The organism is Bradyrhizobium sp. JR4.1 (assembly GCF_040548605.1).
Taxonomy (GTDB): Bacteria; Pseudomonadota; Alphaproteobacteria; order Rhizobiales; family Xanthobacteraceae; genus Bradyrhizobium; species Bradyrhizobium canariense.
Genome location: NZ_JBEPRY010000008.1, coordinates 186,125 through 204,494, shown reverse-complemented (window position 1 = coordinate 204,494; position 18,370 = coordinate 186,125). Strand labels below are relative to the sequence as shown.

The 18,370-nt window shown below is 63.5% G+C and carries 19 protein-coding genes and 1 tRNA gene; 11 read left to right on the top strand and 9 right to left on the bottom strand.

All coding sequences use genetic code 11. The annotated features are described in order from the left end of the window. Positions 1–100: 100 nt before the first annotated feature. Both ABIB90_RS18865 and ABIB90_RS18860 read right to left on the bottom strand, forming a co-directional pair. Complete coding sequence (locus ABIB90_RS18865; protein WP_354163998.1) at positions 101–1,102, bottom strand: Bug family tripartite tricarboxylate transporter substrate binding protein; 1,002 nt, start codon at positions 1,100–1,102, stop codon at positions 101–103. 86 nt (positions 1,103–1,188) lie between these two features. Then, the gene (locus ABIB90_RS18860; protein ID WP_354164000.1) at positions 1,189–1,674 is read right to left on the bottom strand and encodes an outer membrane protein assembly factor BamE; all 486 of its coding nucleotides are present in this window, start codon (positions 1,672–1,674) and stop codon (positions 1,189–1,191) included. A gap of 98 nt (positions 1,675–1,772) precedes the next feature. On the opposite strand from ABIB90_RS18860, the gene ABIB90_RS18855 reads away from it, so the two are divergent. From ABIB90_RS18855 to ABIB90_RS18825, 7 genes are all read left to right on the top strand, one after another. After that, complete coding sequence (locus ABIB90_RS18855) at positions 1,773–2,324, top strand: ubiquinol-cytochrome C chaperone family protein (RefSeq protein WP_007603440.1); 552 nt, start codon at positions 1,773–1,775, stop codon at positions 2,322–2,324. Then, positions 2,321–2,884 carry a YceD family protein gene (locus tag ABIB90_RS18850; protein WP_007603442.1) on the top strand — a complete coding sequence of 188 codons (564 nt, stop codon included), beginning with the start codon at positions 2,321–2,323 and terminating at the stop codon, positions 2,882–2,884. The genes ABIB90_RS18855 and ABIB90_RS18850 overlap by 4 nt, the downstream gene beginning before the upstream one ends. 298 nt (positions 2,885–3,182) lie before the next feature. Next, on the top strand, positions 3,183–4,244 hold the full coding sequence (gene plsX / locus ABIB90_RS18845) for a phosphate acyltransferase PlsX (protein WP_354164003.1): 1,062 nt from the start codon (positions 3,183–3,185) through the stop codon (positions 4,242–4,244). Next, complete coding sequence (locus tag ABIB90_RS18840) at positions 4,241–5,221, top strand: beta-ketoacyl-ACP synthase III (RefSeq protein ID WP_354164005.1); 981 nt, start codon at positions 4,241–4,243, stop codon at positions 5,219–5,221. Before plsX ends, ABIB90_RS18840 begins: the two co-directional genes overlap by 4 nt. A gap of 133 nt (positions 5,222–5,354) precedes the next feature. Further along, the gene (locus tag ABIB90_RS18835; protein ID WP_018456841.1) at positions 5,355–5,696 is read left to right on the top strand and encodes an integration host factor subunit alpha; all 342 of its coding nucleotides are present in this window, start codon (positions 5,355–5,357) and stop codon (positions 5,694–5,696) included. Between the two features lie 27 nt (positions 5,697–5,723). Continuing rightward, positions 5,724–6,302: a MerR family transcriptional regulator gene (locus ABIB90_RS18830; RefSeq protein WP_219685258.1), complete on the top strand. Its 579-nt coding sequence runs from the start codon at positions 5,724–5,726 to the stop codon at positions 6,300–6,302. A gap of 111 nt (positions 6,303–6,413) precedes the next feature. Next, positions 6,414–6,491: transfer RNA gene (locus ABIB90_RS18825), tRNA-Pro, on the top strand. A gap of 546 nt (positions 6,492–7,037) precedes the next feature. Here the strand turns inward: ABIB90_RS18825 and ABIB90_RS18820 are convergent. From ABIB90_RS18820 to ABIB90_RS18800, 5 genes are read right to left on the bottom strand one after another with little or no spacing between them, the layout of a single operon-like run. Then, a complete protein-coding gene (locus tag ABIB90_RS18820; protein WP_354164008.1) occupies positions 7,038–7,466 on the bottom strand; it encodes a cupin domain-containing protein in 429 nt (142 codons plus the stop codon). A 26-nt stretch (positions 7,467–7,492) separates the two neighbouring features. Further along, positions 7,493–8,869, bottom strand: coding sequence for an NAD-dependent succinate-semialdehyde dehydrogenase (locus ABIB90_RS18815; RefSeq protein WP_354164010.1), 1,377 nt, complete (start codon positions 8,867–8,869; stop codon positions 7,493–7,495). A gap of 26 nt (positions 8,870–8,895) precedes the next feature. Further along, positions 8,896–9,981 (bottom strand): isocitrate/isopropylmalate dehydrogenase family protein, encoded by a 1,086-nt coding sequence (locus tag ABIB90_RS18810; RefSeq protein ID WP_354164012.1) that lies wholly within the window; start codon positions 9,979–9,981, stop codon positions 8,896–8,898. A 24-nt stretch (positions 9,982–10,005) separates the two neighbouring features. After that, on the bottom strand, positions 10,006–11,361 hold the full coding sequence (locus ABIB90_RS18805) for a 2-hydroxycarboxylate transporter family protein (protein ID WP_354164014.1): 1,356 nt from the start codon (positions 11,359–11,361) through the stop codon (positions 10,006–10,008). A gap of 12 nt (positions 11,362–11,373) precedes the next feature. Further along, a complete protein-coding gene (locus ABIB90_RS18800; protein ID WP_354201182.1) occupies positions 11,374–12,303 on the bottom strand; it encodes an amidohydrolase family protein in 930 nt (309 codons plus the stop codon). Positions 12,304–12,567: 264 nt separating this feature from the next. On the opposite strand from ABIB90_RS18800, the gene ABIB90_RS18795 reads away from it, so the two are divergent. After that, on the top strand, positions 12,568–13,497 hold the full coding sequence (locus ABIB90_RS18795; RefSeq protein WP_354164018.1) for a GntR family transcriptional regulator: 930 nt from the start codon (positions 12,568–12,570) through the stop codon (positions 13,495–13,497). A 271-nt stretch (positions 13,498–13,768) separates the two neighbouring features. Here ABIB90_RS18795 and ABIB90_RS18790 read toward each other — a convergent pair whose 3' ends face one another. Next, a complete protein-coding gene (locus tag ABIB90_RS18790; protein WP_354164020.1) occupies positions 13,769–14,392 on the bottom strand; it encodes a TetR/AcrR family transcriptional regulator in 624 nt (207 codons plus the stop codon). A 135-nt stretch (positions 14,393–14,527) separates the two neighbouring features. Here ABIB90_RS18790 and ABIB90_RS18785 point away from each other — a divergent pair, with 135 nt between their 5' ends. Then, positions 14,528–15,502 (top strand): alpha/beta fold hydrolase, encoded by a 975-nt coding sequence (locus tag ABIB90_RS18785; RefSeq protein WP_354164022.1) that lies wholly within the window; start codon positions 14,528–14,530, stop codon positions 15,500–15,502. A 128-nt stretch (positions 15,503–15,630) separates the two neighbouring features. On the opposite strand, the gene ABIB90_RS18780 is transcribed toward ABIB90_RS18785, so the two are convergent. Further along, a complete protein-coding gene (locus tag ABIB90_RS18780; protein ID WP_007611067.1) occupies positions 15,631–15,870 on the bottom strand; it encodes a hypothetical protein in 240 nt (79 codons plus the stop codon). 327 nt (positions 15,871–16,197) lie between these two features. Here ABIB90_RS18780 and ABIB90_RS18775 point away from each other — a divergent pair, with 327 nt between their 5' ends. Next, positions 16,198–17,106: a dihydrodipicolinate synthase family protein gene (locus ABIB90_RS18775; RefSeq protein WP_354164024.1), complete on the top strand. Its 909-nt coding sequence runs from the start codon at positions 16,198–16,200 to the stop codon at positions 17,104–17,106. A 144-nt stretch (positions 17,107–17,250) separates the two neighbouring features. Then, complete coding sequence (locus ABIB90_RS18770) at positions 17,251–18,222, top strand: SDR family NAD(P)-dependent oxidoreductase (protein ID WP_354164027.1); 972 nt, start codon at positions 17,251–17,253, stop codon at positions 18,220–18,222. Positions 18,223–18,370: the final 148 nt, after the last annotated feature.

Below are 18,370 nucleotides of genomic sequence, written 5' to 3'. Positions count from 1 at the left end.
TCCCGGCAATCCGGGCCTCGCACAATGTTGGCAGTCGCGCTGGCGGCGGCCGTGCTCCTCGCCTTCAACTGGTTCAAATCCCCTGCGCCACAAGCAGGGCCTACTGCACGTCCATCTGCAGGCCTTCCTTCTGGATGATGCCGGCGAACTTCTTCGTCTCGGCGTCCACGAAGGCGGCAAATTGGTCGGGCGTGCCGTAATCGGCGCGGGCGCCCATGGCGGCGATGTTCTTCTTGATGTCGTCGCGTTCGAGCATCGCCTTTACTTGCAGGTTGAGCGCTTCGAGAACGGCGGGCTGCACGCCCTTCGGCAGGAACACGGAGAACCACGACGACACGTCGAACGCCGCAAGCTCTGGCGCGCTCTCGCGCATGGTCGGCAGGTTCGGCGCGAGATCGCTGCGCTCGGTCGTGGTGACGCAGAGGCCGGTGAGGGTGCCGTTCTGCACCTGCGGCAGGCTCGGATAGAGATTGTCGAACAGGATCTGGATGTCGCCGGCGAGCGCCGCCTGGAGCGCGGGACCGGCGCCGCGGAACGGGATGTGCGTCATCTTCAGGCCGGTGAGCTGCAGGAACCAGGCGCCGGTGAGATGAGGGCTCTGGCCGACGCCGGAGGAGGCGTAGCTGAGCTTGTCCGGATTGGCCTTGAGATAGGCGACCAGCTCGGCGATCGACTTGATGCCGGTCTTGGGATGCGCCGAGACGATGTTCGGGATCCGGATCATGTTGGAGACCGGCTGGAGCTGGTCCGGCTTGTAAGTGAGGTTCTTGAAGATGCTGTAGGCGATCGCGTTCGGGCCGGGATTGCCGATCAGGATGGTGTGGCCGTCCGGCTTGGCGCGGACCACCTCGGCCGTGCCGATCGTCCCGCCGCCGCCGGAGCGGTTTTCCACCACGGCCGATTGGCCCCAGGCGGTCTGCAGATGCGCCGCCAGAAGCCGACCCATCACGTCGGTCGAACCGCCGGCGGCAGCCGGCACGACGAGGCGGACGTTTTCGGTGGGCTTCCAGTCCGCCAGGCTCGATCGCGGCAGGATTGCTGCGGCCGAGATGGCGGCAGCACCGGTGAGCACGCGACGGCGGGACAGCAATTGATTGGGCACGAATCCACTCCCTGGGTCTTGTTTTGCGGGGAGCGTATGGAACCGGACGCGCAACGGCAAGCCGCACGAGGCCGCAGGCTGAAGGCTCAGTTAAAGCTGAGCAGTTTGAAGATCGGCGTAAGGTAGCTCATCTCCTGGCCCGACGTCGGTGTGGTCCGGCTGATGAAGTCGAAGATCTTGCCGTCCTGCAGGCCGTAATTCGCAAGCCGGCGCACGCGCCGGTTCTTGTCGAAATACACGGCGATGACGCGCTGGTCGACGACCCTTTGGTTCATGAAGGCGACCATGCGCTCGGAGCGCTGCGAGATGTAATAGAACACCTCGCCGTCGAGGGTTGCGACGGTGGAGGGCGTACCCATCACGATCAGCACCTGGTCCTGGCTCGCGCCGATCGGGATCTGCTCCAGCGCGTTGGGCGGGAGGATGTAACCCTTCTGGAACTGCTCGCCGGTGCAGCCCGCAAGCGCAGCGCCAACCAAGGCCACGGCCGCGAACAGGCGCAAGCCGCGCCAACATGCTTGAAGGCCGCGCGGCTGGTCAGCACGCAGGCTGGTCTGGTTCGTTATCGTCATAGCGGAACTGATTCCGTCCCCTTGCGTCGCGCGAGGCGCTGAAGTACCGGGCGGAGGCTCTGAATGCAACACGCGCGCGCCCGCTTGCGGAAACCACAATGCTTTGGCCGTTCAATCACTTCAGGAAACCCCGCCTAGCCTCGCCGGGCACCATTGAAGCCATCTATGGCATGATCGTGACGCAGGCGCGAGAACCCATATTTTACCGAGACTTGGGCGTGCCGGATAGCGTTAACGGGCGTTTCGATCTGTTGCTGCTGCACCTCTGGCTGCTGCTGCGCCGTCTGCGCACGGTTCAGGGCGCCACCGAGCTGTCGCAGGCGCTGTTCGACCGCTTCTGCGAGGACATGGACGACAATCTGCGCGAGATGGGGATAGGCGACCAGACCGTGCCGAAGCGGATGCGGGCCTTCGGCGAGGCATTTTATGGCCGGGTCCAGGCCTACGATCAGGCCATGGAAAGCGGCGGCGAGGCGCTGGCATCGGCGATCTGCAAGAATATCTTGAATGGGGCCGGCATGGACCAGGCGCAGCGGCTCGCGGCCTATGCCAGGGCTGCCGAGGCCGAGCTCGGCCGGACCGGCGAGGCCGCACTGCTGGGTGCGTCCTTCAAGTTTCCTCCAGCGCTTCCTGAGGATGTCACGCCATGACCCGACCGATACCAGCATCCGGGCCCGATCCCTGGCGGGTGCCCGTCATCGTTGCCCAGATCCCGGATACCGGCCTGCATCGCAAGCTCGAGGCCTCGGCCGCCGAGCGGCAGGCCATGGCCGAGACGGCAGGCTTGCGCGAGGTTGTCTCGGTCCAGGCCGACTTCGATGTCGTGCCGAAAAGCGGCAACCGGATCCAGGTTACGGGCCACGTTCGTGCTCGGATCGGCCAGACCTGTGTGGTCACGCTTGACCCGATGGAGAGCGAGATCGACGAGGAGGTGGACCTGATATTTGCCCCCGAGGCCGAGGTCCGCCGCCTGGCCGACCTGATGGAGGAGGGGCAGGACGATCAGGAGCAGGTCGCCGACCCCCCGGAGGCGATCGTCAATGGCATCATCGACCTCGGCCGGCTCGCCACCGACGCCCTGTTTCTGGCGGTCGATCCCTATCCGCGGAAACCGGGGGTGGTGTTTGAGCCCGAGGTCATCGCCCCCGATCCGGAGGACCATCCCTTTGCGGTCCTGAAGGCACTCCAGGACAAGAAGAAAGACCAATAGGTGCCGTCTCCCCCAGAGGACCGCTTTGCTACGGGGCGCGAGGTGTTTGCGATCGTGGTTTGAAAGGTCGAATTATCTGTTTGATTTTGATGTGTTTCTTGTGAATTAGTCCGTCCGCAGCCCGATGCTCCCGGATGCAAAAGGCTGGGGGCAAGAGGTTGTTTCGGGATAACAAAACGCTATTGTCGCGCCCCGGTCCGGGTGCGGCGTGGCGCTTGACCGACCGCCATGTTCGTGGCGGACCCATTTGCGGCCCCGCTCGTTCAAGACCGCACCAGACCAGGTTTCCAGGACTTTTATGCCAAGCAAGGTTCGCATCGCGCTTGACGCCATGGGGGGCGACGCCGGCGCAGCCGTGGTCATCCCAGGCGCCGCCATCTCGCTTGATAGGCATCGCGAGATCGAATTCCTGCTGATCGGGGACCGCGCCAAGATCGAGCCCGAGCTCGACCGCCACCCCGCCCTGAAGGCCGCCTCGAAGATCATTCACACCGATGTCGCGGTCAGCGGCGAGGAAAAGCCGAGCCAGGCGCTGCGGCGCGGCCGCCGGACCTCCTCCATGTGGCTTGCCATCGATGCGGTGAAAAAGGGCGAGGCGGATGTTGCGGTCTCCGCCGGGAATACCGGCGCTTTGATGGCGATGTCGCGCTTCCACCTGCGCACGCTGCCGGGCGTCGACCGTCCGGCCATCGCCGGCATGTGGCCGACCAGGCGCGGCGATTCCGTGGTCCTCGACCTCGGCGCCAGCATCGGCGGCGATACCCACCATCTGGTGTCGCTCGCCATCATGGGCGCAGCGATGGCCAGCGTGTTGTTCAACAAGAAGCGTCCCACGGTCGGCCTGCTCAATATCGGGGTGGAGGAGATCAAAGGGCACGAGGAGATCCGCGAGGCCGGCGAAATCCTGCGCGCCAGGAACCTGCCCGAGCTCGACTATCTCGGCTTCGTCGAGGGCGACGGCATCGGCAAGGGGGTGGCTGACGTCATCGTCACCGAGGGCTACAGCGGCAACATCGCGCTGAAGGCCGCGGAGGGAACCGCGCGGCAGATGGCGGAATTGCTCCGGGACGAGATGAAGCGCAGCTGGCTGTCAAAGCTCGGCTATCTCTTTGCGCGGAACGCCTTCCAGGCCCTGCGAAACAAGATGGATCCGAACAAATCCAACGGCGGCGTGTTGCTGGGATTGAACGGGATCGTGGTCAAGAGCCATGGCGGAATCGCCGCCGAAGGCTTTGCCTATGCGATTGATGTTGGCTATGAGATGGTCAAATTCGATCTCCTCAACAAGATCAATCAGATGCTCAACCGCGAAGGTGGTGCACTCAATTCCGTGCAGGCCGCGCAGGAGGCTGTTTCGTGACTCAAATTCGTTCGGTCGTGCTGGGCTGCGGCTCTTATTTGCCGGAGCAGGTGGTGACCAACGCCCAATTGGCGGCGCGCATCGACACGTCCGACGAGTGGATCGTGCAGCGCACCGGCATTCGCGAGCGGCATATCGCGGCCGAGGGCGAGTTCACCTCGCATCTGGCGCTGAAGGCGGCGCAGGCCGCGCTCGCCGATGCCGGCCTGGACGCGCAGTCGATCGACCTGATCGTGCTCGCGACCTCGACGCCTGACAACACTTTTCCCGCGACCGCGGTCGCGGTGCAGCACGGGCTCGGCATCAATCACGGCGCGGCCTTCGACCTCCAGGCGGTGTGCTCGGGCTTCGTGTTCGCGCTCGCCACCGCCGATAATTTCCTGCGCACGGGCGCCTTCAAGCGCGCGCTGGTGATCGGAGCGGAAACCTTCTCGCGCATCCTCGACTGGACCGATCGCGGTACCTGCGTGCTGTTCGGCGACGGCGCCGGCGCGGTAGTGCTGGAGGCGCAGGAGCAGCCGGGCAATGCCGCCACCGACCGCGGGATCGTGACGACGCATCTGCGCTCCGACGGTCGCCACAAGGCCAAGCTGTTCGTCGACGGCGGCCCGTCCTCGACCCAGACTGTCGGCCATCTGCGCATGGAGGGCCGCGAGGTCTTCAAGCACGCGGTGGGCATGATCACCGACGTGATCGTCGACGCCTTCGAGGCGACCGGGCTCAATGCCGACAGCATCGACTGGTTCGTGCCGCACCAGGCCAACAAGCGAATCATCGACGCGTCCGCGCACAAGCTTCATATCGCGCCGGAGAAGGTGGTGCTGACGGTGGACCTTCACGGCAACACCTCGGCGGCTTCGATCCCGCTGGCGCTGTCGGTGGCGCGCAAGGACGGCCGCATCAAGCGCGGCGACCTGGTTCTGCTCGAAGCCATGGGCGGCGGCTTCACCTGGGGCTCCGCGCTGGTGCGCTGGTAAGCCACAGTCGATAAAATTTTGCCCGAATCAGATCGGATTATCGATGCGCCTGCATTGATGAGGGCTGTTGACCGCCGTATCGTAAGCTCATAATTTCAGACAACAATTGTTCGCCGTGATGTGGGGCAGGGCGATGACCGATCAAAGTAAAACCGTAACGCGTGTCGATCTGTGCGAAGCCGTCTACCAGAAGGTAGGGCTGTCGCGCACGGAATCGTCCGCCTTCGTGGAACTCGTGCTGAAGGAGATCACCGATTGCCTTGAGAAAGGCGAGACGGTGAAGCTGTCCTCGTTCGGCTCCTTCATGGTCCGCAAGAAGGGTCAGCGCATCGGTCGCAACCCCAAGACCGGCACCGAGGTGCCGATCTCGCCCCGCCGGGTCATGGTGTTCAAGCCGTCGGCGATCCTGAAGCAGCGGATCAACGCCCAGCACCGCACCAATGGCGACGCCAGCAAGGCGCAACCCGAGGCGTAATCCGCCTTCCGGATAAGGATTTGGCATTTGGACAAGGCGCCGGATGCGTTCCGAACCATCAGCGAAGTAGCGCAGGAACTCGACATTCCGCAGCACGTGCTGCGGTTCTGGGAGACGCGTTTCTCCCAGATCAAGCCGATGAAGCGCAGCGGCGGCCGCCGCTATTACCGCCCTGACGACGTCGACCTGCTCAAGGGCATCCGCCGTCTGCTCTACGGGGAGGGCTACACCATCCGCGGGGTGCAGCGGATCCTGAAAGAACACGGCGTCAAATCGGTGCAGGGCCTCGCCGACGGCGCGGCCGCGGTCTCGTTCGGCGCCATCGAAGACGCCGTCGGCGCGAGCCTGATGGAGCCCGAGGAGGAGACCGGCGTCCGCGGCGCCCGCGACAGCGACGATGACGACTACCAGGGCGAGGAGGAGGAGGGCATCGACTTCCGCTTCTCCGAGACCGACGACGAGGAAATCCTCACCACCTTCCGCAAGGGCGGCACCCCCGCCGCGCCCGCCGGCCCCAGCGCGATCGACCGGGAGCGTCTCGGACGGGTGCTCGCCGAGCTCATTGCCTGCCGCGAGATGCTGGATCAGGCACTGAAGGACGCCTGAGGCCGGATCTCCCCGGCTTTGGGGCAGTTCCGGGGGCCTTTCGGCAGGGGCAGCAAAATGGTGTCACCTCGCCTTGCGCAAACCGGCGATCCTAGCTAATGGAACGACGTTCGGAGCGTGGCGCAGCCCGGTTAGCGCACTAGTCTGGGAGACTAGGGGTCGGAGGTTCAAATCCTCTCGCTCCGACCATTTTTCAAATCATCTGTCGGGCGGATTGACGGCGGCGTGCAGCCTGCTCCCGCCGCGATGCGCGTGCACCGATCTGGAGCGCGTGGCCGCTTCGGCCTCCGGCAAACCAAAATGCCGAAAACAACCCCATGCACAGTAGCGAAGTCATTGGCGCGATACCGTTTTTCCGAAGCGGTTTGACGCGTCGGGCAAAACAGGTGCATAATGTTATGGTGCCGGCTTGCGGTCGGAAGGATCTAGGCGGAAAGGCTCTGACCGACGAGACCGGGGAGGAGCTTGCGGGGCTTTCAGCAGCCAAGAGGAGACCGCCAGGCTGACCAGCGGGCTGCGAGGCGAGGGTCCTGCAGGCGAGATCTGGCAGGTTCATCCTTGGCAGATCACCGTGAGAGACAGCCCCTCGCTTCGTCGGTAGACCGGCGCAGCTCTGAATTCTACCGCGCAATGAGAGGGACTAACCGTTGGCCGATCAAAGAGCCATTCGGGCGGCTGCTTTGATCCGATTCAGAACTTGTCCGCGTGCGCATCTCCAGATGCCTTCTCGTGTATTCAGGTCACCACCTCAGCCTTGTGCTCGTCGTCGATGGAGCGGACATCTCCCGTCTCGATTAAAGTACGTGTCGCATCCACCGAAGCGTAGGTCCACAGGATCTTCATGCCCTCACTCAGCGAGACGTTGCGGAAGCGGTGCGGAATGTTGGCCGGAATGAACGTAACATCGCCAGCCTCGATAGGGTACTCGACCCCGTCGATCTCCGCGACCGCGGTTCCCTCGAGCAGCAGGACGCTCTCCTCGCAGTTGTGCTTGTGCATAGGGATCGCTGCGCCCGGTTCGAAGATCGTGATACCGTTAATGAAGCTACTCGAGCCGGTACGGCGAGTGACGAGCGGGATCGTCTTGGCGCCGCCGCCGCGCTGCCGTGCGGGGATTTCAGAGGGTCGCAGGACGGCAGGCTTTGCAGACGTCATTGTCATCATGTGTCCTTTCCAGGAGGGAGATTGCTTCAAGCCTTGGCGGGGCCGATCCAGAGAGTCTTGATGTTGGTAAATTCTTTGATGCCGTAGACACCGAGTTCGCGGCCGTACCCTGACTTCTTGATGCCGCCGAAAGGCAGTCGGGCATCAGACGCGACCATGCCATTGATGAAGACGGCACCTGCGTCGATGCTGCGAGCAAGCCTGCGGGCGCGTTCGAGATCGCCGGACCACAACGCGGCGCCGAGGCCGAATTCGGTTTGGTTCGCGACTGCGACCGCTTGTTGCGCGTCTTTGACCCGAGTGATTGCGGCAACCGGGCCGAAGGTCTCCTCGCAGAAGGCGACCATCTCGGTGCCGACATGGTCGATGACTGTGGGCTTATAGGTAAAGCCAGGCCCTTCGACGGGCCGACCGCCGAGCTTGAGAACGGCTCCGGCGGCGAGCGTCCGCTCAACCTGCCCATGCAATTCGTCTCGCAAGTTCGCCCGTGCCATCGGCCCGATCTGGGTGTCGCGGGCCATCGGGTCACCGATCTTGAGCCTCTGCGCCCCGTCGACGAAAGCAGCCACGAACCTGTCCGCGATGGCTTCTTCCACGATAAAGCGCTTGGCGTTGACGCAGCTCTGGCCGACATTGATGAACCGAGCCTTTACCCCGACGGTCGCGGCAGTCTCGACATCGGCATCGGCAAGCACGATGAACGGGTCCGAGCCGCCGAGCTCGAGGACCTGCTTTTTCAGCACCTGGCCGGCTTGGCTTGCGACGATGGAGCCGACCTGCGTCGAACCGGTGAGGGTCACCGCGGCAATTCGGTTATCCGCGATGAGGCTTGCGACCGCGGTCGCCTCGACCAGCAGTGCGCGAACCAAACCTTCCGGCGCGCCAGCTTTCCGAATGACCTCCTCGATGGCAAGCGCGCATTGCGGCACATTGTTGGCGTGCTTGAGAATGGCGCCGTTTCCGGCCGCCAAAGCCGGCGCGGCGAACCGGAAGAACTGCCAAAACGGGTAGTTCCAGGGCATGATCGCGAGCACGACGCCGAGCGGGTCAAAGACGACGGCGCTCTCGCTGGCATTCGAGGCGACCGGTTCGTCAGCCAGGAAGCGCGGCGCATGTTCCGCATAGTATTCGCACGTGACCGCGCACTTCTCGATCTCGGCCTCGGACTCGACGATGGGCTTCCCCATCTCGTGCGTGATCAGTTCAGCGAAGCCCACCTTGCCGGCTCGCAACACGCGAGCAGATCTGCGCAGGATTTCGACGCGTTCTTCGATAGGGACCCTGCGCCACCGGCGCTGCGCTGCCGCAGCGGCGGTCAACGCTCCATCGACCTGTTGCGGGGTGTGGGTTGCAAAGCGGGCAAGCTCCGTGCCGTCATATGGATTGCGTGAGACGATAGGCATCCGATGTCCTGGAAATGCTTGAGGGATCAGGCTGCGGCGTTGTTCGCCAGTACATTGGTCAGGGTTGCGATCACCGCGTCGGTGAACGCTCGTGTATCTAGTCCACCGCCGACGTCGCGGGTGCGGGTCGCTGGATTATCGAGAACCTGATCGACAGCTCGTTCGATGAGTTGCGCGGCTGAGAGTATCCGCGCGTTTCCGTCACGTTGGCCCCGCCACTGCAACAGCATCGCCGCGGACAGGATAAGCGAGGTCGGATTGGCGATACCTTGGCCCGCAATGTCGGGAGCGGAGCCATGCTGGGCTTGGGCAACGCAGATGCTGTCGCCAAGATTGATCGACCCTCCGAGTCCCAGGCTGCCGGACAGTTCGGACGCCTCATCGGACAGGATGTCGCCGAACATGTTGGTGGTGACGATGACGTCGAAGCGATCCGGTGTCCGGATCAGGAGCGCCGCGGTTGCATCGACGATGAGCTCCTCGAGCTCGACATCGGGGAAGTCGGTCGCAACGCGACGAACTTCGCGGAGGAACAGCCCGTCCGACATCTTGACCACATTGGCCTTGTGCACGGCAGTTACCTTCTTGCGGCGACCGCGTGCCAGCGCGAATGCCGTTCGGGCGACGCGCGCCGAGGCCTTGGCTGTGATCTTCCGGACCGACAACGCCATATCGGGATCGGGCATGAATTCGCCGGAGCCCGCGAACATGTTCCTATCGGAGTAGAAGCCTTCTGTGTTCTCACGGACGAGGATCAGGTCCATAGGTTTGCGCAGGATACTGAGACCTTTCCGCGAGCGGCACGGACGAATATTCGAATACAAGTCGAACTTCACTCGCAATTCGCCGGACTGGTTGATGCCGCCTTTGTCACGCGCCGGATAGTCGTAATGGGACACGGGGCCGAGAATGACGCCATCGGCTTGCGGTATCCTCGCCATCACGTGGTCCGGCAAAGTCGTCCCCTGCTCCTTGAGCGCGACGAGACCGATCTGATGCGTTTCGAACTCAAGGCCGAGCGAAAGAGCCTGGTCGGCGACATCAAGCACGCGCAGGGTCGCTTCGGTGATTTCGGGTCCGATTCCGTCGCCTGGGAGAACGATGATCTTCATGAATTTCCTGTCTTGACTTGAGGGCTAGCGGTTGAAATAGGCCATTGCGAGGAGCGCAAGGGTGACGGTGATGCCGCCGCCGATGCGCGTCGCGATCTGCGCGAACGGCATCAGCCGCATGCGGTTGCCGGCGGACAGAATGGCGATATCGCCGGCGCCGCCCATGCCGCTATGGGTTCCTGTGACGATCGCGCTTTCGATCGGGTAGAGGTTCACCAAACGCGCGGTAAGAAAGCCCGTGAGCACCATCGACGAGACGGTCGCCACGATCGTGATGAGATTGGCGGGCGCGAAGCCCGCGACCAGCTTGTCCCATGGAGTCAGCACCACGCCGAAAGCGAACAGCATGGGGTAGGCGACTGCAGTTAGGCAGAGCTTGTAGGCGGCATAGGAGCCGGCCTGGATGCGCGGTGTGACCCCATGAGCAAGCTTCAGGACAACGGCCATGAACAGCATCACAACCGGCGCGGGGAACCGCAGCAAATGGAAGGCGAGCACGCCGCAGAGATACAGCGTGACGGCAACCATCGCGGCAGCGGCGAGGTTCTGCATGCTTCCGTCGGTCTTGGTCGCCTCTACTTGGTCGGCAAGATCGGCATCACGGACCGGCTGCAGTTGTCCGTCGCCCGTCAAGCTGGGCCGCATCTTGCCGAGATGGTTGAGCGCTCCCGCCAGAATGATCGCGGTGAGATTGCCAACCAAAATCGGCGGCAGCACGCGCGCGAGGACCTCGCCCTGGGCGGTACCGGTGATCCCAGCATACCCGATCGAAAGAGGTATGGCCCCCTCGCCAACGCCGCCGCCCATGATGGGGACGACGATGAAGAAGAAGCTGTCGAAGGCTCCCAATCCAAGAAGGCTGCCGATGCCCGTGCCGACGGCTGCTGCGACGGCGCTGCCCGTGGCGAGGGGCACGAAGATCTTCGCAAAGCCCTTGATCAAGATCGTGCGATCCATGCTCAGGATGCTGCCGACGATCACGACGGCAATGAACAGGCTGAGCACATTGGTGGATCTGAAGAAGTCGCCGACGACCTTGATCGCAGCAGCCGGAATCCACCCCTTATAGGCAAGATAGGATGGGACAAAGGTCACCAGCACTGCGCCGCCGCCGATATGACGAATGAGGGGAAGGCGGTTTCCGATTCCACCTAAGGTGAAGGCAAAGGCGGCCATGATTCCGATCACCATCGCGATCTCGCCACCGAGGTGGCCGGTCGCGTTGAAGGTGACGAGCAATCCGACGAGGAGGACGTAGACAGGCACCGGGATGATGCCGATATCGGTATCCATCCAGGAGCGCCAGAACCGGCCGAAAGCCGTGGGTGCGCGATCCGGCTTCGTTTCATCCCCTGCAAGTGCCATCGCTTGGTCAGCCATCCGTCTCGCTCCTCAGAAGCCGTAGAGGCGGGTGGGATTGTCGACGAGAATTTTTCGCAGCACGGTCGCCTCGTCGGTCCATGACGCCAGTAGCGAGAGCAGGTGGGCATCGTCGACTTGCCGGAAAGGTTCGATCTCTCCCGACTTGCGCTCGCGTCGCTCCGCGCCACCCCCAGTGTGCGGCCAGTCCGAAGCCCATAGGAGGCGGTCCGGATTTGCCGCGATCAGAGCGCGTGCAAGGAGAGCGACGTCGTCATAGTCGGGAGCGCGCCGCGAGGCTCGATAGGCGGCGGACAGCTTGACCCACACTTTCCCGGTGTCGAGTAAGCGCAGCAACGCGGCGAACTCCGGCTGTTCGGGACCACGCGCCGCTTCGGCCCCGGCGAAATGATCGAGAATGACCGGAACGGGCGAGGCCGCAATGGTGTGGGAAAGGGACTCCATCAACGGCAGATCGACATAAATTTGGACAGCCAACCCGACGGCCTTAACGCGGGACATGGCGCTTGAAACGGCAACAATCGCGGCGGTAGCGCGGTCCTCACCCTTGACGTTGAGGTTCACTCTCACACCAACGACGCCGCTTTGTTTGAGGGTGCGCAGATCGGGATCCGTGGTGCGAGCCGGATCGATAACGGCGATGCCGCGGGCGACGTCAGGGCCGAGCACACGCAGTGCATTCAGCATGCAGCGATTGTCATCGCCATAGACGCTGGGTTGCACCAGAATCACACGGTCAATTCCGAGATTTCGTCTGAAGCTCTGAAGCTGCTCTACGGAAGCTGTTCCGGGCGTGTAGGCCCGCGGCTCCACGTAAGGAAAATGGTCGGGCTCGAAAAGGTGGACGTGGCAGTCGGTCGAGCCCGACGGTGGAAACGGGAGCTTTGGAGATGCACCGGTGGCCCGTGCCCGGGTCGTTATTGCCGAGCTCGCGGTGGACATCGCGAGTGCCGCAGCGACCTCGCCGAGCAGGTCTCTCCGGCTCCGCAACCGGTCGTCTTGCACTATCATGAGCGCCTCCCTGGACCCCTTCTTTCGAGGGATGGGTGGCTCGTACCCGGTTTTGTGGTATTTTGCAATAGCAAAATACCAATCGGGCGAGATCCGAGTTCGCGTTTCCGGTGCGGAAACGAGCGTTGCTGTTTAAATGCCCTCGTGGTGCTTGGCTCCGCGTTGCCGCTTTCGCTAAGGAAACGCCGACGCTCTATGGAATGGACCGAGATGCAGCCGACTCCGCTCATCAACGAGCTCGCAAAGCAGATTGCGGAGCATCTGCGCGCCGAGAATCCTTCCGCTGGGACTCGACTTGTCGAGCGCAAGCTTGCGGCGCAATTCCGCGTCTCGCGCTCCCCGATCCGCTCGGCGCTTCGCCTTCTGCACGCGCAGGGGGTACTCGGTGTTGCTGGAAGCGGTGGCTTCATCACCGTCGATGTTCGCAAGGCCCGTTGGCCTGACCACGCTGGTGCGGTCCCGAGAGATGAGGATTTGTATCTGCGCATGGCGCAGGACCGCCTTGAAGGTCTGCTGCCGGAACGTGTTACCGAGAACGAGCTGCAACGGCGCTACGAGCTAACGCGCGGTGAACTGGCCCGCTTGCTACGCCGCATTCTCAGCGAGGGCTGGATCGAACGGTTGCCTGGACACGGCTGGACCTTCCTTCCGATGCTCACCTCGATTGAGGCCTACAAGGACAGCTATCGATTCAGATTGGTCATCGAGCCGGCGGCCATTCTGGAGCCAGGGTTTGTGCTCGACAGGGCCTCATTGGAGGCGTGTCGCGACCAGCAGCAGCGGCTCGTAGACGGGGAGATATGGTCTGTGTCCAGCCCGGCGCTGTTCGACATGAACAGCAAGCTGCATGAGACGATCATTGATTGCAGCCGGAACTCGTTTTTCATTGACAGTCTCAAGCGCGTTGACCGGCTCCGCCGGCTGATGGAATACAGACAGTCTCTCGACCGCCGCTACGCCGCCGTTCGTTGTCGCGAGCATATCGCGCTGATCGATCTTCTGCTCGAGCAACGCCGCCAAGATGCGTCCGAATTCATGAGACGGCATCTCTCCTCGGTGAGCGTCGAGAAGATTGTGCTGAGAAGCGGAACGAACACTCAACGTACATCCTCGGCTGACGATTGACTCTTTGTCCTAACGTGAAAGTGCGCCAGAATGTTTCGCCCGGCTGACCTCCTGACGACCACCAAGGGCTTCCAACCGCAGCGCCTCGCCATTGCTTCGAGCATCTATGCGATCTGCGATCGATTCACGCTTGCAAGTAAACAGCTATAGGGCAGCTGGCTTCGGTCCGTTGCGCCTCAAGGGCTTTGGCGGCCTTCCGAACCGTGGCGCAGCCCGGCTCGCGACGGAACTGCCTGATTATGTCCGCACAGTTGTGATTGCAGCGCCAAGCCTACCTCAAATACCCCACCACCATCCGCGTCGTCTCGTCCACCAGCGTCCGCACCATCTTCTCTGAGAGTAGCTCCGCCTGATTCAGCACGGCGTTGTGTGCGACGGCCTCGATCGTGCTGACGCAAATGAACGTGGCTAGCCCCGGATCGATCTTGCGCATCTCCTTGCGGCGGCTTTCGAGATAGGCGCGGACGAGGGTGTGGACTTCGCGGTTGAAGACTTCGACGTCGGCGAGCTGCCCGGTGCGGGGAATCTGCTCGGCGAGCACGCGGTGCAGTTTTGGGTCGATACGGTGAGCTTCGAGTGCGACCGTGACGAGGCGACGCACGGCCTTTTCGATCGGCATCTCGGCGACCTCAGTCAGCGCGGCGCGCACGACCTGCATGATCTCCTCGTTGTGACGGTCGATCACGGCGGCGACGAGCGCCTCCTTGCCCGGATAATACTGGTAGAGCGAGCCGACGCTGACGCCGGCGACTTCGGCGATGCGGTTGGTGCTGGCCTTCTCAAAGCCTTCCTTGGCCAGAATGCGAGCGGTTGCCTCGACCAGGGCGTCGACGGTGACGCGGGATCGCTCCTGCGAGGCGTTCTTCCGCGGCTTTGTGGGTGGTTTACGGGCCACGGCCTTGTGATCTGAATGCGAGTAGGAAAAGCGAGTGAATGCTCGCAATATAGCGGCAAATGGCGGCGGGCCGGCAAGCCTCTTTGTCGCCCTGTCGAAAGTGCCAGATGGGGATGTGGCCATGAGCGTTGCAAGATGAGCGTTGCAAGACTTGTGTCGGCCTTGCAGTTCTGTCCGGGCGGTTGCGTCTTCAGTGCGCCGTCCCGGCGCGAACCCGCACCAAGCCTGCAAAGCCGCGCCTTCAACATGCTGCTGAGGCAGCTTCCGTACAAGGAGCAGCTCGCGTCCGCCGAGGCGGTGCAGGCGCACGTGCAGAAGCTCGCGCTGGAGCCGGCCTCGTTTGAGCCGACGGGGCTCGGGCGCGGCGTCGAGGCGACGTTGACCAAGATGGGAGGGTGGCCGGTCTATTACACGGCGCCGTCATCGGGCCATGAGGGCTGCAACTACGTCATGTTCCTGCATGGCGGCGGCTACATCAACGAGATCGTGCCGGCGCATTGGCGCTTCGTTGGCCAGATGACTCGCAAGGCGGGCATCGTCTGCGTGGTGCCGATCTATCCGCTTGCGCCGCGCGCGACCGCGAAGGACGTCGTGCCGGCGACAGCCGAGCTGTTGCGGATGCTGCTGGAGGATGCGGGTCCCGCAAAGGTCACGGTGGTCGGCAATTCGGCCGGGGCGGGCCTTGCGCTCGCCGCCTGCCAGTGGCTGCGTGATCGCGGGCATCGGCAGCCGAACCGGCTCGTGCTGATCTCTCCCGCGGCGGATGCGTCGGTCAGCCGTCCGGAGCAGGTCGAGATCGCCGCGCGCGATCCGATCCAGGACATTCCCGGGATTCTCGAAGCAGGGCGGCTCTATGCCGGCGAGCTCGATATCGACCATCCCTTCGTCAGCCCGCTCAACGGCGGCTTTCGCGCGTTCGCGCCGATGCTCATCTTCTCCGGGACGCGCGATCTGCTCTATCCCGACAGTGTCGGTCTCGCGGAGAGGGCAAGGGCGGTCAACGTGCCGGCGGAGCTGCATCTCTTGCGCGACCAGCCGCACAATTATGCGCTGATGCCGACACCGGAGGGGCGCAAAGCGCGTGCGATGATTCTTCGTGCAGTGGCTTGAGGGGAAGCGTGACGGTTGTCACAGGACGCGGCGGCACCACGATGGGGGCTGGCGCTAACGGTGCCCATGCGGAGCGACAAGGCAGGGCCCCCGGGGCGTTTCCTCGATAGACGTAGTTTTGCGGGGCCTTAGGCGTGGCCCTTGATCTCGTAGTGACCCGGAACGCATTTGTAGCGATCGAGCCGCCAGTTGGCGTGGTAGATCGGATGCTCGCCCATCCATTTCGCCAAGGGGGCCTGTGCGCCGATCGCACACTGCATCATCGACATCTCGGGCGTCATGTTGCTGTCGGTCACGATTTCCTCGATGCAACTGCCTGAGCTGGCTGCACTCAGCCGGCAGAGCACGGCAACGACGGTCACGAACATTCCAGTCACCTCATCGGTAGTTTCTGACCACGAAGAGGATGCAAGCGGAGTGCCAGAGCCTGTGACGCAAACAACACGCTGGCTTGGCCGACTCGACCCAGCGTCCGGACTCCCTTTAGCGATTCGGATTGTAAAAAATTGCCCCTAAACCGAAGCCGGGCAAATACGGGGAACCGGCAGGGGTGAGACGCAGGGATGATCGATTGTGGGGGCAGCGCCGCGCCGGTGGCGCTTCACAGGCCGCGCGCAGCCGGTAGGCTTGCAGGCGTGGCCACCCGCCAAAAGAGCGGAGCCGCCACAAGGGATATGGAAACGCGAGGGCAGACCATGAAGGCACGACCGACCGGCGTGATTCCGCCGATGACGACGCCGTTCCGGAAGGATGGCGAGATCGACTACACCCTTGTGGCGCTCCAGGTCGACTGGATGATCGGCGCCGGCGCGCATGGCGTCGCGGCCGGCGGCTCGACCGGCGAGGGGCACACGCTCGATCACGAGGAATATCGCGACCTGATGGAGGCGACCGTTGCGGCGGTGAAAGGACGCATTCCTGTGATCGCCGGCATCATCGTCGATTCCACGCGCGATGCGATTCGCCGCGGCAAGCTCGTGCGCGACATGAATGTCGCGGCGCTCCAGGTCACGCCGGTGCACTATCTGTTCAAGCCGGACGACGAGGCGATGGTGGCGCATTTCCGCGCCATGGCTGATGAGACCGGCATGCCCATCATCATCTACAATGTGGTGCCGTGGTCTTATCTCTCGCCGGCGCTGCTGACGCGGATCATGACCGAGGTGCCGCTGGTGGTCGGCGTCAAGCAGAGCGCGGGAGACCTGAAACTGTTCGCGGACCTCATGATGATGGCCCCCGACAAGCTGATCTACAGCGCGGTCGATGCCCTGATGTATCCGTCCTACACATTGGGGGCACATGGCTCGATCGCCGCGATCCTGACCGCGGCGCCGCATGCCTCCGTCGCGCTGTGGGATGCGGTGAAGGCGGGTGACCATCCGCGCGCGCTCGACCTGCACAAGAAGTTGCTGACGCTGTGGAACGCCGTCATTGCCGACAATCTGCCGGCCTGCACGCGCTATGCGCAGACGCTGCAGGGCCTGCCCAGGACCTATCCGCGCGCGCCGATGCCGGAGGCCTCGCCCGCGCAGCAGGCGGCGATCCGCAAGGCGCTGGACGGGCTCGGCGCGTTGAACGGGCGGCGCGTCGAGGCGGCCGAATAGTCCGCGCCCCGAAATACTGATGAGCATGGCAGCGCCGATCCGCTTTTACCTGCGGATGCGGCGCTGCTACATTTTGCGCGCGCTTCGATGCGTGCGGCGCTAGCCGTGAAGAAACATACCGACAAGGGAGGGGCCGAAAGTCCCATGAAGGATTTTGCAGGAAAGATCGCCGTCATCACCGGCGGCGGCACGGGAATGGGGCGCGAGCTCGCGCGGCAGCTCGTCGCCGAGGGCTGCAATGTTGCGATGTGCGACGTCTCGGAAGCCGCGATGGCCGAGACCAAGCGGCTGTGCGAGGTCGAGAAGCTGCCGCAGGGCCTGCGCGTCACGACCCATGTCGCCGACGTCTCGATCGAGGATCATCTCAAGCGATTCCGCGACGAACTCGCCGAGCAGCAGAAGACCGACCGGATCCACCTTCTGTTCAACAACGCCGGCATCGGCGGCGGCGGCAGCCTGTTCACCAACACGCGCGAGCAGTGGGAGCGCACCTTCAACATCTGCTGGGGCGGGGTCTATCTCGGCGTCCGCACCTTCCTGCCGATGCTGGTCGCGGCGGACGAGGCCCACATCGTCAACACCGCGAGCGTCAACGGCTTCTGGGCCTCGATCGGCATGACCCAGTCCCACACCGCCTACAGCTCGGCGAAGTTCGCCGTGAAGGGATTTACCGAAGCGCTGATCAATGACCTCCGCCTGCACGCGCCGCACGTCAAATGCTCGGTGGTGATGCCCGGCCATATCGGCACCTCGATCGTCTCCAACTCGCGCAAGGTGCAGAGCGCCGACGGCTCGGCGCGGCTCAATGCCGACGAGGTTGCGCTGACCCGCAAGCGCATGGTCGCGGCCGGCGTGCCGGATGCCGACAAGATGTCGGACGAGGACATCCAGGCGGCGTTCGCTGAGCGCGCCCGCAGCTTCCTCGAGGATGCGCCGACGACGGCGGCGCAGGCCGCCAGGATCATCCTCGACGGGGTCAAGGCGGAGCAATGGCGCATTCTCGTGGGCGAGGACGCAAAGCGCCTCGACCAGCGCGTGCGCGCCACGCCGGAGCAGGCCTACGACCGCGCGTTCTACGAAAGTTTTACGCAGGAGGTCGGCTGGCGGCTCGGCTGAGGCGGCCGCCGAGCGGGCGCGGATATAGGTATGATGAGCATCATGGCAAGAGGCGCGCAGGCAATTTCGCGTGCCACCTCTTGCCAGTTCTCTTGCCAGTTCGCCGCCATTCTTCCTGCCAGTGTTCAGTCACTCATGACGAATTGGA

Bases quoted from the DNA above. Each gene is read 5' to 3' on its own strand.
- ABIB90_RS18860 (WP_354164000.1), bottom strand. From the start codon at position 1,674: ATGACGATAACGAACCAGACCAGCCTGCGTGCTGACCAGCCGCGCGGC.
- ABIB90_RS18855 (WP_007603440.1), top strand. From the start codon at position 1,773: ATGCTTTGGCCGTTCAATCACTTCAGGAAACCCCGCCTAGCCTCGCCG.
- ABIB90_RS18850 (WP_007603442.1), top strand. From the start codon at position 2,321: ATGACCCGACCGATACCAGCATCCGGGCCCGATCCCTGGCGGGTGCCC.
- plsX (WP_354164003.1), top strand. From the start codon at position 3,183: ATGCCAAGCAAGGTTCGCATCGCGCTTGACGCCATGGGGGGCGACGCC.
- ABIB90_RS18835 (WP_018456841.1), top strand. From the start codon at position 5,355: ATGACCGATCAAAGTAAAACCGTAACGCGTGTCGATCTGTGCGAAGCC.
- ABIB90_RS18820 (WP_354164008.1), bottom strand. From the start codon at position 7,466: ATGATGACAATGACGTCTGCAAAGCCTGCCGTCCTGCGACCCTCTGAA.
- ABIB90_RS18815 (WP_354164010.1), bottom strand. From the start codon at position 8,869: ATGCCTATCGTCTCACGCAATCCATATGACGGCACGGAGCTTGCCCGC.
- ABIB90_RS18810 (WP_354164012.1), bottom strand. From the start codon at position 9,981: ATGAAGATCATCGTTCTCCCAGGCGACGGAATCGGACCCGAAATCACC.
- ABIB90_RS18805 (WP_354164014.1), bottom strand. From the start codon at position 11,361: ATGGCTGACCAAGCGATGGCACTTGCAGGGGATGAAACGAAGCCGGAT.
- ABIB90_RS18800 (WP_354201182.1), bottom strand. From the start codon at position 12,303: ATGTCCACCGCGAGCTCGGCAATAACGACCCGGGCACGGGCCACCGGT.
- ABIB90_RS18795 (WP_354164018.1), top strand. From the start codon at position 12,568: ATGGAATGGACCGAGATGCAGCCGACTCCGCTCATCAACGAGCTCGCA.
- ABIB90_RS18785 (WP_354164022.1), top strand. From the start codon at position 14,528: ATGAGCGTTGCAAGACTTGTGTCGGCCTTGCAGTTCTGTCCGGGCGGT.
- ABIB90_RS18780 (WP_007611067.1), bottom strand. From the start codon at position 15,870: ATGTTCGTGACCGTCGTTGCCGTGCTCTGCCGGCTGAGTGCAGCCAGC.
- ABIB90_RS18775 (WP_354164024.1), top strand. From the start codon at position 16,198: ATGAAGGCACGACCGACCGGCGTGATTCCGCCGATGACGACGCCGTTC.
- ABIB90_RS18770 (WP_354164027.1), top strand. From the start codon at position 17,251: ATGAAGGATTTTGCAGGAAAGATCGCCGTCATCACCGGCGGCGGCACG.